The sequence below is a fragment of the Pedobacter jeongneungensis genome (assembly GCF_000633455.1).
In the GTDB taxonomy this organism is placed as follows: Bacteria; Bacteroidota; Bacteroidia; order Sphingobacteriales; family Sphingobacteriaceae; genus Pedobacter; species Pedobacter jeongneungensis_A.
This window is the reverse complement of record NZ_AYMG01000038.1, coordinates 17,876-30,288: the sequence shown is the minus strand read 5'-3', so window position 1 is coordinate 30,288 and position 12,413 is coordinate 17,876. Positions and strand designations below refer to the sequence as shown.

Sequence of the window (12,413 nt, the reverse complement as noted above, 5' to 3'; positions counted from 1 at the left end):
ACATGAAAAATAGATATTCAATTATATTGTTTGCCTTAGCGATTACGCTGGCAAGCTGCAGAAAATATGTGGAGATTGATCAGCTTTCAATCAGGACACTAAAATATACTTCCGATTTTAGAAATACCATGAATAATAATGGTGTTCTGGAAGGGACTTATTCTTACCCGATTCTGTCAGGTGACGATATAGAGATCACGGATGCAACAAGGCAAAATTCTCTCGGAGACATTTTGGGCAATGTATACACCTGGGCGCCAAAATATACCTCTGAAAGCCAAAGCGATGCCGATTGGGATAAGCTGTATAAAACTATTTATGTATGCAACCAGGTTTTAGACGGCGTTTTGACCTCTCAGGACGGAACGGAAGCGGAGAAGCAGCGGATTTATGCAGAGGCCCTGGTACATCGTGCTTATGCCTATTTGATATTAGTGAATATGTATGGCAAGCAATATAACGTAGCCACTGCATCCACTGATTTAGGGGTTCCGCTGCTTACCACACCAAATTTATATACGAAACTTAACAGAGCCACGGTTGCCGATGTTTATAAACAGGTATTAAATGATTTGAGAACATCGATAAGTCGTTTGCCTGCGGTTGCAGAGTATAATGTACGCCCGGCGAAAGTATCAGGTTATGCCATATTTGCCAAAACGTATTTAAATATGCGCGATTTTGACAATGCAGCCTTATATGCGGATAGCGCCCTGGCATTGCAAAGTGGCTTACTCGACCTGAAAACGTACGAAAATGCACCTGGAACCATTCCGGTAAGATTGTTAAATCCTGAGGTCATGTTTTCCAAAGTTTCAGGCGTGGTTTATACTGCTACTTCCCTAAGTAGTGATTTACTCACTTCATTAGGAACAACAGACTTGCGCTATAAGTTATTTTCGGATGTTAGAAGCAAGTTCGGTAACCAGTTTAGCACCTCCTTTACCGGAAGGGCATCGACAAAATACCTGATTAATGAATTTGTAATTAACAACGGTCCGACGGTGCCTGAGATGATGCTGATAAAAGCAGAATGTTTATCCAGGGCCGGAAAAACTGATGATGCCATGAAAATTGTAAACAATCTAAGGATCAAACGTTTTACAACTGCCAATTATGTTCCCTTAACTGCAACAAATGCCACCGATGCTCTTCGTATAGTTGTTGAAGAAAAAAGGAGGGAGTTTTTTGGAACGGGTATGCGCTGGTTTGACCAGAAACGTCTGAATCTGGACAACGATTTCGCACTGACCAAAAATCGCAGTTTCAAAGGTGCCAACTACACTTTACAACCCAATAATAACCTTTATTTATATCCTATCGGGGATAAATACATTCTTTTGAACCCCGAATTGCAACAAAACCCCAGATAGAAAATCAATCCATGAAAAAACATTTTTTTAGAAAATGTATGCTACTGCTTTGCCCATTTTTTGGGCAGCAGTTAGCTGCACAAACCATAACCTGGCAGCCAGAAACACTAAACCAGAACCAGAAAATCAGCTTTAATTACCAGCCGAAAGGTGGCGATCTTGAATTTAGTGACGGGCCTAAAGCACTCGCGGCAGTATACAATGGTAGCAAATGGAGCACTGTTCCGGTTCAGTTAGAGAAAAAAAACGAAATTTGGACTGGAAGTTATCAACTTCCGGATCATGCCGTATTAACCGCTTTGAAATTTTATCAGGGTGATCTTCAGCATCCTGAAGCACTTGATAATCAAAACGGCAGAGGTTATTACCATCAGGTTGTGGATACTAAAGGGAAAATAGTCCCGGGTACCTACCTGGCAGAAGCCAGTTTTAAAGCAGGCGCAACCGGCGATTGGACGCTGAACGGCTTCGTTAATCCTTCAAAGGATAAAAAGATGATTGACTCTTTGCTGCAAAAGGAAGAAAAGCTTTCTAAGCGGATACCAAGATCACATTTGTTCAATTATCTGGATCTGAAGCAACTCACCATGCCCGCTTCTGAGTTCAGCATGCTGGCTGATAACCTGTTAAAGAGCGAGCTAAAAAACGGAAATCTTACCGAGCAGTTTTTTGCACAGGCACAGCGCTATTACGATAAGTTGAAAAATGAAAGCGGTTCAGCGGCAGTGGAATCACTTATTTTTAAAGATTACCCTAAAAGCAGCACAGCCAGGTTTTTATCCTACAGAAAAAATACGGAGGGAAAATATGGAAAGGATTTCGAAACAGGTGCTGAAGATTTTCTTAAGGCTTTTCCTTATATGGAATGGAAGAAATCACCAGACAACCAGGCATTTATTTACTATACTATATACAGAAATTTGGCAACACAATACTTTGAGAGTGGGCAAAATGAAAAATTTTTAGGGCTATTTAAGGATATTGATTTTAAAACTGCCAACGAAATCTACCGCTGGAATATCACCCGGGGGCAAATGTCGGGCAGAGGCGATCAGAAATTACTTTATAACGATAGTCGCATAATGATTCCCTATTTGCTGGAAAGACAAAAGGATCAATCCTATTTAGCCGATTTTGATAATGATGCGGAAAAAGCACAGGAAAATGCAAATAATCAAATGGATGATCGCCTCTTTACGCACATCTCTCTTGCAAATGCCCGGGGTGATTATGCTGGGGCAAACCAGTATTTCAAATATTTATCGGTAAAAGGAACTTTCGGAAATGCTGACTTAAACGCAATGCATGTTAATGTTTTGGAAAAATTGAACGATACCAAAGCAGTTAAGCCATTGTTGGAATCCAGTGTAGCCGCTAATGCAGTAACGCCGGCGATGTTTACCAAACTTAAGGAGCTATACAAAAGCGAGCATGGAGGTAAGGAAGAAGGCTATGAACAATATCTTGCTGGCTTAATGCCATCAGACAAGAAAAATGAGATGAGGACTCATGTAATGTCGAACATGGTCAACTATCCGCTTATTCCATTTAGTCTAGAAAATGCCGATGGCAAAATGGTTAATTCTAAGGACTGGGCAAACCAGATTGTAGTGATCGATTTTTGGGCAACATGGTGCAGACCATGCATTGAAGCTTTCCCGGGGATGCAGCTTCTGATAGACCAGTATGCAAAAGACCCGAAGGTTGCCGTATACATGATTGGTACCATGCAGTTTGGAGATTATAAAACAAAGTCAGTTAAGTATGTACGAGACAATAATTATCGTTTCAATCTTTTACATGATGCGGTGGGGCCTAAGGGCGAGCAGGATCTGGTTTTTAGAAGCCTGGCACCATTGTTCAAGTCATCCGCAATTCCACGCAAAATCATTATTAAAAATGGCCTGGTCCGATACAGTTCGGAGGGTTACTCGGGTAGTCCAAGCCAGCTACGTGATGAATTATCCATGGCAATAGAAATATTAAGAGCAGAAAAATAATAAAATGAAGAGAGCGAAAATATTATGGAGCATACTGGTGCTATTGATTAGCTATAATGCCCATGCACAAATGAATCCGAAAATAAAATTGCAGGATGCACTTAAACTCATTCAGGATAATTATGTAGATCCGGTAAATGATGAGCAGGTTGTAGATGCGGCCATCAAAGCCATGTTAAGCAGCCTCGATCCGCATTCAAGTTACATTAGCCGCGAAGAAATCGAAGCCATGAATGAGCAGATGACCGGCAGTTTTGCCGGTATCGGTATTTCATTTGCAATGGTAGCCGATAGTACCTTTATAACGGGTATCAATCCTGACGGGCCGGCAGCACGGGCAGGTTTGCAGGTTGGCGACCAAATTAATATAGTTGATGGTGCCTCCATTTTTGGAAAAGGTTTAAAAAACCAGGACGTGATGCGGATGCTGCGGGGCGAAAAAGGTAAAGCCGTTAAGTTAGGCGTTATCCGCAAATCGCAACCCGATCAGCTCGAATTTAATGTGATGCGGGAACAGATCGCCGAGTTATCTATCAATACCAGTTATATGGTAAGCAAAAATGTAGGTTATATTTCGCTGGCTATTTTTAGCCAGTCGACCAGAAGGGAAATGGATGCCGCATTAAAGAAGTTAAAGGCTTTGGGCATGACCAAATTAATCCTGGATTTACAATCTAATGGTGGCGGACTTGTTGAAGCTGCTATCGGTGTAGCAGATGAATTTCTGGCCAAGGATAAACTGGTTTTCTATTCAGTAACCAACTCCGGCGTAAAAGATAATTACCTGACTGGTGGTTTTGGCCAGTTTATGACAGGCGATCTGGTGGTTTTGATCGATGAATCAACCGCATCATCAAGCGAAATATTAACAGGTGCTTTACAAGATTGGGACAGGGCAGTGGTAATCGGCAGAAGAAGTTTTGGTAAAGGTTTAATGCAAAAAGGCCTCGGATTGAGCGATGGTTCGGTAATCAGATTGACAGCAGCGCGCTACTATACGCCATCGGGCAGATCGATTCAAAAACCCTATACTAAGGGTAAAACCGATTATTTTGAAGATTTTAACAGACGTATGGCCTCTGGTGAACTTACAGAAGGGGGACATGTCAACTTTCCGGATTCTTTAAAACATACTACCCTTATCAATAAAAGAACCGTTTATGGTGGGGGCGGGATTATGCCGGATAAATTCATAGCAATTGATACAGCACTGTACAGCGGATGGTTAAATAAATTAATGAACAGCGGACGGGTAACTCAGGCAGCTTTCAGTTATGTACAACAAAATCGAAAAAGCTTAACAGATAAATATACTGACTTTGATGCTTTTGATCATTCCTTTAAAGTAGATGATCAAATGACTGATCAGATCATAACCAGCGCCACAAAGCAGGGGCTTAAACTCCCACCAGTAACCGATCAGGTAGCCAGAAAAACCATTGCTGTAGAATTAAAGGCCGAGATGGCCGATATGCTCTATCTGGGTAAAGGCTATGCGCTTCGCGTTCGAAACGAAGCCAGTACCGCATTTGGTACAGCACTTAATATTTTAAATAATCAAAAGGTTTATAACCAGTTTCTGGAAGGTAAATCTTCAGCGAATAACTCATCTACTTCTAAAATCACCAAAAAATAATCGATAAATCATGAAAAAAATATTATTAGCAGCAACATTAGTAATTAGTGCTCTTGTCGCCTCTGCACAAACAGGATATGTGATAAAAGGCCAGATCGGAAAGCTGGGCAAACCAGCAAAAGCCTTTCTCCTGATCAAATTGGAAGGTGCCGAAAAATTAGATTCAGCGGTTCTGGTCAACGGGGCTTTCACATTTAAAGGTTCAGTTCCTTCACCAATGGAAGCTACACTTCGTTTAAAACACGACAATTCCATTGATACGCCAGGAAGAAGGATTAAAATTGATGGCATGGCAATTATTTTAGGAAACGAAAATATCACCATTACCGGAAAGGATTCCATTAAAACAGCTACAATTAAAGGTTCTACTTTAACTGATGAAAGTAAAAGGGTTGATGCATTATTAGGTCCTATTTATGGAAAACTGCAGGCGCTGAACAAGGAGTATGCTGAGCAGCCTGAAGCAAAAAAGCAGGACAAAACTTATGTTTTGGAACTGGAAAATAGAGCGAAAGTGATAGAGAAAGAAATTTTTGATGCGAAAATTAGTTATGTGAAGCAAAATCCCTCGAAATACATGGCCTTAATGGCACTTAATTCAACCTTAGGGCCGGGTTTCGATGCCATAGAAATGGAGAAAATTTTTGCAGGCATTTCTCCGGAATTAAAGAATTCTTTTTTCGGAAAGCAAGTTGCTGAGCGTATCGCTACATTTAAAAAAACGCAGGAAGGCGTAGAGGCGCAGGATTTTACCCAACCTGATGTAGACGGTAAAATCGTTAAACTTTCTGATTACAGAGGAAAATATGTGCTGATCGACTTCTGGGCATCGTGGTGTGCTCCATGTAGAAGAGAAAATCCAAACGTGTTGAAGGTTTACGAACAATATAAATCAAAAGGATTTGAAGTTTTAGGGGTATCACTTGATAAGGCTGCCGATAAAGCGAAATGGCTTAAAGCCATTGCTGATGATAAATTGACCTGGAAACAAGTTGGGGATTTAAAAGGCTGGGAAAATGCAGCTGCAGCTCTGTATGATGTGAAGGCTATTCCAATGAATTTTCTGATTGATCCAAGCGGAAAAATTATAGCCAAAGATCTTCGTGGCACTGTACTGGAAGCCAAAATAAAAGAGATCTTAGAAAAGCAGTCAAAATAGAAAAATCTTAATAGTTAATGATGACAATGCAGGTTGATGGATGTCGCCTGCATTTTTTTTTATGCTGTAGCAGCTTGATCTTGTGCTGCATTGACCTGAACCGGGCAGTTTATTTATTTGATATTAAACGTTGACAACCTAAGGATCAAAAACAAAAAATAAATGGAAGGATCTAAAATCCTGATTATAATGGAGGATTTTGATCTTCGGACTAAAATAAGCGAGATCCTTAAAATCGTAAAATATAATGTGAAATCGACAGACAGTGGGAGGCAGGCTATTGCCATGATGAGGTGTGATCGCTTTGATGTTGTTATCTGTGGCATAAATGTGCTTGAAATAGACGGTTTTGGGATATTGGCAGTGGTAAATAAATTCTCCGAAATTTCGTCTGTCAGCTTTATCATGCTCCTGAAGGAGCAAAATCATCGACTTGCCTGCAGGGCCATGGAAATGGGAGCTGATGGTTACCTGGCCAGTCCGTTCGATGACGCAGCGTTACTTCATCAAGTTGAGCTGAGACTGAGAAAGAAAAGATTTCAATATGAGAATTTTGTAAAACATCATAATCAACCGGAAAGTATTCCTCACAGCACTTTTGAGAAACATTGGGTTAGAACACACTTTGAGGAAAGACCATCACGGCCCTATCCAAAGAGCCAAATACTCTATTATCCGGGAGAGCGCCAATCATTCGGACTCCATTATGTGGTCTCCGGCAAAATAAAAACCTATATCACAGATGCTTTCGGGAATATTATGATTACAGGCATTTGCGGAACGGGCGATTATTTTGGTCTGCAGGGTATATTGCTCAGAGATGAGAATATGGAAGCGGCGGAAGCAATTGAGGATTCATGTATAACTACAATACCTTCAACTGATGTAGATAGCCTGCTTTCGGCGTATCCGCAACTATTGCGCGTGTTTGTAAAGGATATGGCGAGAAATTTAAATCAACGTGATCAACGTCTTCTGGAAACTACCTACTATTCGGTGAGAAAGAGGGTGGCTAAGGCATTGACGCATCTTGCTGAAGTTGATTGTAATGTTGGGGCAAATGGGAAGCTTTTACTTCCGAGGAATGATTTCGCCCGGATAGTAGGTGTTGCCAGCGAAACACTCAGCAGGGTTTTGAGCGATTTTGCCAAAGAAAAATTGATTGAGAAGGACGGACATAATATTATTATCCTGAATACGGATGCATTGAAAGGGATTAAAAATTAATGCTTTACCTGGCTGTTTAAAGGTTCAGATTCATTTTTGTGCTTTGCGTCAAAATCCACGTTTATTTTTTTGATCATTTCAGTGTGTGGTGTTGGTCTACGATCTTCCACTCGCAGTTAATTGCCGTTGTAAGGCCAGTTAAAAAATATCTTCCTGAATGACTAGGTCGCTTTGATAAATGTCTACCTATATGGGAATGGATATGGTAACAAAGAAACGATGTTTTTCGCTTTGAAGTTTCATCTGGCCCAAGTGTACCCGGACAATCTCATTACAGATCCAGAGGTCATAATTCCGATACCTTTTTAATATAGGGCTCAGGATTACCAAATGCGCTTATTTTCTTTGAAACTCCTGCTAAATTACTTCCGGCATTTTCAAGGTCCGCAAGCGGTAATGAGAACGGATCTATCCCGTTCTTCGGTGCATAAGTTCATATTTTGATAACATTAAGTTTAAGCCACAGCTGTAAAAAGGTAATAATTTTGCCCATTAAATGTATGAGGATATTATTTCTGGGATAAAGGTGGGGGATTCCTCATTTTTTAATGATGCTTATTTTCGCTATCATCAGCAGATCTACCAATTTATCTTCAAAAAAACGCAGTCTGATTATATCGCTACAGAAGTTGTTCAGCTCTGTTTTATCCGCCTGTGGGAGAAAAGAAATGCTTTGAGCGAAACAACAGGACTGAATGTGCAGCTTTTTGGCATGGAACTTATCGAATATTTAAAGGTTGAAAATCTTCATAATTAGTTTCTAAAAGTTCAAATGATTACAGATCATCAGCGGATATTAATGGTAAAAGTTAAACTTTCTGCTGATGATATTTCAAAAAAATAACGCAGTTTTTAAGATAAAACTAAAATTCCTGCAACAGAATACTGATCAGATCTAAAAACTTTTTTGGAGAACGGGATGTTATTCCAGCAAAAAATAACGGTTCCCTACCGTAAAGAAATATCGAAGGCCTAAGTCTGTCTGATAATTGATCTAAAGAATATATGAAGAAAAAGCGGGGCTTGGTTTGGTTTAAAAATGATCTGAGGCTCCATGATAACCAGGCCTTGGTTACCGCGCATGAGGAATGCAGTGAGCTGCTTTTTTGCTATTGTATCGAAAAGAATGATTTCAGTGAGTTGGAACTTGGTTTTAGAAGAACTGATGTAATCCGCTTCAGGTTTATGGAGCAATCCGTGCTGAATTTAAAAAAGAACCTGAAATCTCTGGGCGGCCATCTCATTGTGGGAGACGATTCGGCACTGGTAACTTTGCCTAAACTGGTTGAGGAATATGGCATAACCGATATCTATGCGGAAGAAGAATATGCTGCTTATGAAATGGCTTTGGCCAAAGAGGTTCAGGATCTTCTGCCGAAAACCAAATTTCACTTTTTCTGGGGTAAAACATTATACCATAAAGATGATATCCCTTTTGAGATTTCCAAAATTCCCCTCACCAGCAAAGCTTACAGAATACCTGTAGGAAAAAAAACCGAAGTCCGTAAAGCTCTCAGTGCACCTGGCAAGTTAAATGCCGTTGCGGGTATCAAAGATGAGGGTTTCCCTTCCTACAAACTTTACGGGTTCAAAAAAAGCGAATATGAAAATTCCGCGCCGCTTGTGGAGGGTGGGGAGGATGCAGCGTTGCAGAGACTGGACTATTATACCTTTGAATCCAGGTTATTGACGGGCTACAGATGGAGCCGGAATAAATCTGATGGACTGGATTACAGCTCTAAATTTTCGCCTTATCTGGCATTGGGCTGTATTTCGGCAAGAGTGATTTATGAAAAAGTAAAAGACTACGAGGAAAAGGTCAAAAAAAACCAGAGTACCTGGTGGCTAATTTTTGAACTGGTATGGCGTGATTATTTTACTTTCAAGGCAATGCGTTTCGGAAGTTCAGTGTTTAGGACAAAAGGATATAAAAACAAGGAGATGGAGTGGGAGAATGATCCCCTTAAATTTGAAAAGTGGTGTCAGGGAAAAACGGGAATCCCCTTTGTGGATGCGCACATGAGGCAACTGAACGAAACAGGATTTATGAGCAATCGTGGCCGGGTAAATTGTGCCAGCTACTTTGTGCACGACCTAAAAATAGACTGGACCTGGGGTGCGGCTTATTTTGAGTCAAAATTAATTGATTACGATGTAAGCTCAAACTGGATGAACTGGCACATGCAGGCATTTGAGATCTGGTATACCAACCCCGTTCACCAATCGAATAAATACCGGGCGCAGGATTTTATCCGCCAGTGGATCCCTGAACTTTCGGACACAAACAACATTGAGGCACTTATCCCCTGGCAATTCGATATCCCCGCTTATCCCAAACCGATTGAAATATACAAGAAATGGGGGAGAGCCGTTAACCTGATAGAAAAACTTTCACCTTGAGCCGTTAAAAGCGTTGGTTTTTTGGATAAATCTCTGCAAATCAAGATAATTTCTGTAGAAATATTTAAAATTTCGGGATTAATCTTAAATTACCGAAACTGTTTTCACTGAAATCAATCCCCTAACAGCTAACTTGCGGGCTGTTTGTTTTGTTTTAATTGGAATATATTGCCTTCAGGATCTTTTCCATCACATACCCAATAGCCATAGTTTTCAAAAGTTTTTATTTCTCCAACTTCTACCTTTTTTAGAACCAGCTCTTCCCTAAGGTTGAAGATATTCTTAGTCTCAAAAACAAGTTTTGTGTTGCTTTCATGGTTTACTCTTTCGCTATGGAGATACTGTTTGCCGATCCTGTGCAGGCTAATGTTACATCCTCCGGCACTCAATACTGCCCATTCATCTTTTACCTCTTCCAGCAGCACCAGTTTGAAAATTTCTCTATAAAAGGTTTTCTCCCGCTCTACATCTCCAACAAAAAGGATTATGGAATCTAATTTTATTTGCATGATTTATGGCTTACTATTTTAGTGCAAATAACATGGAAATCTGCTCATATAAGAAGGATATTTGTCACTAAATTGATTCTTGTTAATTTTTTTTGATTGATTGGTTTTTACGGATCCGGCTCAGTGTTTCCCTGGCAAGGCCCAGATAGGAGGCCACCATAAATAGGGGAATACGATTTAAAATATTTTGGTGTTTTGCAATAAAGTGAAGGTATTTTTCTTCAGCTGAACTGCTAATGGAGGAGAAGATCCGGTCTTGATTTGCGATCTGGCTGCTTTCGATCAGTCCTTTCATCAATTGTTTCAGCGGAGGAAGACCATCTAACAAAAGCCTGAAATCTTCTTTCTTCCAGATCAATATTTCACTGTCCTCTATTGCCTGGATGTTGCAGCTTGAGGGCGTGCCTTTTGAATAACTTTCCTTTTCCCGGAGCCAGTTATTTTCAGTTGCAAACTTAAGGATGCGCCTTTTTCCATCCTGATCGGTCCTGTCCAGTATCAATATGCCTTTTGCTACGAAAATAAGATCTTTTGAATATTCACCTTCTTGAAGTAAGAAATGTGATTTTTTTATCCTTTTCTCACTTGTCAAAGAATTTATAAACCTGAGTTCTTCCCCGGTGAGTGAAATGCGTTCCTGCAGATAATTTTTAAAAACCTCAAATATCATCTTACAAAGATATTTAAATTGCAGTTTGTACAACCAGTTTCATTGAAACCTGCTGGTTCATTGTTATCTCAACTATTTAAGGAATACAGGAAATCACAAAGGCCGCTAATAGCGCGGTTTCTGAAGTGGACCAAAGTGAGGATTTTGATGTTTTTTAGAACAATCAAAACTACACATGTATTATTTTGTTAGCATTCGGAGGATAGCTAAAGCAAAAATGAAAAAAATCAATTTACCTATATGGACAATGATTGTTCCGGTAGCCGGGATAGGACTATACTTTTTTACAGGAGCTGATACCAGTATTTACCTGAAACTGATCCTTGCCATGTTATTAATCGGAAGCGTAATTGCATCCGTACACCATGCAGAGGTGATTGCCCACCGGGTTGGAGAGCCATTTGGAACAATTATATTGGCTATTGCGATTACGACCATTGAAGTAGGTCTGATTGTGTCGCTGATGCTGGCCGGTGGTGACGGGGTAAAGGAGCTGGCACGGGATACCGTGTTCGCAGCCGTGATGATTATTATAACCGCTATTGTCGGCATCTGCCTTTTAAAGGGTGGGATCAAGTTTAAGGAGCAGCTTTATAAATTACAGGGCGTAAATGCAGCGCTGGTTACACTGATGGCAATTGTTGTGTTGACACTTATTCTGCCAAATTATACCACAAGCGGACCAAAGGGCGAATATAGTACAAGCCAGCTCATTTTCGTATCGGTGGTTTCAGTGGTTTTATACGGTGGATTTATATTTATGCAGACCGTTAGGCACAGGGATTTCTTTCTGCCAAAAAACTCTGTTTCAGAAGATGACCATGCCGAAGCACCCAATAATGCTACGGCCATATCCAGCCTTGTTTTTTTAATACTGAGCCTAATTATTGTTGTATTGCTTGCGAAATATTTATCTAAGGATATTGAAAAAATTGTGATTGATCTCGGTGCGCCAAAATCAGTTGTCGGTGTAATTATTGCCGCAATTGTGTTGCTTCCAGAAGGTTTGGCTGCTTATAATGCGGTAAAAGCCGACCGCTTGCAAACAAGTTTGAACCTGGCCCTTGGTTCTGCGCTGGCCAGTATCGGGCTCACCATCCCAGCGGTAGCTATTGTATCCATCATTACGCAGATGCCGCTCGTGCTCGGTATAGATACCGGCTCTACGGTTATGTTGCTGCTCGCTATGGTTACGGTGATGTTTTCACTCGCTACCGGTAAAACCAATATTCAGCAGGGCATAGTGCTGCTGGTGATTTTTGCCTCGTATCTTTTTTATACGGTTGTTCCTTAAGGGAATTGCATCCTAAACAATTTTCCAAATCGGGACAAATAGGCGAAACGTTTTTCTGGCATCTAGAAATAAAGATCGTCATTCCCGCGCAGGCGGAAATCTTAAAGCTTATGCGTTAAGATTCCCAATCAACCCAATAGCTATC

10 protein-coding genes are annotated in these 12,413 nt (G+C 40.5%); 8 read left to right on the top strand and 2 right to left on the bottom strand.

Annotated elements, in window-relative coordinates:
* Nucleotides 1-2 precede the first annotated feature (2 nt).
* The 7 genes from U859_RS0127415 (at nt 3) to U859_RS0127385 (ending at nt 9,795) form a co-directional block, all read left to right on the top strand.
* Nucleotides 3-1,373, top strand: a complete 1,371-nt coding sequence (locus tag U859_RS0127415) for a RagB/SusD family nutrient uptake outer membrane protein (protein ID WP_025146424.1) — start codon at nt 3-5, stop codon at nt 1,371-1,373.
* Nucleotides 1,374-1,384: 11 nt separating this feature from the next.
* Nucleotides 1,385-3,373 (top strand): TlpA family protein disulfide reductase, encoded by a 1,989-nt coding sequence (locus U859_RS0127410; protein WP_025146423.1) that lies wholly within the window; start codon nt 1,385-1,387, stop codon nt 3,371-3,373.
* Between the two features lie 4 nt (nt 3,374-3,377).
* Nucleotides 3,378-5,009: a S41 family peptidase gene (locus U859_RS0127405; RefSeq protein WP_025146422.1), complete on the top strand. Its 1,632-nt coding sequence runs from the start codon at nt 3,378-3,380 to the stop codon at nt 5,007-5,009.
* A 10-nt stretch (nt 5,010-5,019) separates the two neighbouring features.
* Complete coding sequence (locus U859_RS0127400) at nt 5,020-6,168, top strand: AhpC/TSA family protein (RefSeq protein ID WP_025146421.1); 1,149 nt, start codon at nt 5,020-5,022, stop codon at nt 6,166-6,168.
* 162 nt (nt 6,169-6,330) lie between these two features.
* Entirely contained in the window at nt 6,331-7,395 is a 1,065-nt protein-coding gene (locus U859_RS0127395) for a response regulator (protein ID WP_025146420.1), read from the top strand.
* Between the two features lie 496 nt (nt 7,396-7,891).
* On the top strand, nt 7,892-8,152 hold the full coding sequence (locus tag U859_RS0127390; protein WP_025146419.1) for an RNA polymerase sigma factor: 261 nt from the start codon (nt 7,892-7,894) through the stop codon (nt 8,150-8,152).
* Nucleotides 8,153-8,400: 248 nt separating this feature from the next.
* Nucleotides 8,401-9,795, top strand: a complete 1,395-nt coding sequence (locus U859_RS0127385; RefSeq protein WP_025146418.1) for a DASH family cryptochrome — start codon at nt 8,401-8,403, stop codon at nt 9,793-9,795.
* Between the two features lie 128 nt (nt 9,796-9,923).
* Here the strand turns inward: U859_RS0127385 and U859_RS0127380 are convergent, their stop codons facing one another.
* Both U859_RS0127380 and U859_RS0127375 read right to left on the bottom strand, forming a co-directional pair.
* Complete coding sequence (locus U859_RS0127380; RefSeq protein ID WP_025146417.1) at nt 9,924-10,304, bottom strand: VOC family protein; 381 nt, start codon at nt 10,302-10,304, stop codon at nt 9,924-9,926.
* An 82-nt stretch (nt 10,305-10,386) separates the two neighbouring features.
* On the bottom strand, nt 10,387-10,974 hold the full coding sequence (locus U859_RS0127375) for a Crp/Fnr family transcriptional regulator (RefSeq protein WP_051584792.1): 588 nt from the start codon (nt 10,972-10,974) through the stop codon (nt 10,387-10,389).
* A gap of 217 nt (nt 10,975-11,191) precedes the next feature.
* Here U859_RS0127375 and U859_RS0127370 point away from each other — a divergent pair, with 217 nt between their 5' ends.
* On the top strand, nt 11,192-12,268 hold the full coding sequence (locus U859_RS0127370; protein ID WP_025146415.1) for a calcium:proton antiporter: 1,077 nt from the start codon (nt 11,192-11,194) through the stop codon (nt 12,266-12,268).
* Nucleotides 12,269-12,413: the final 145 nt, after the last annotated feature.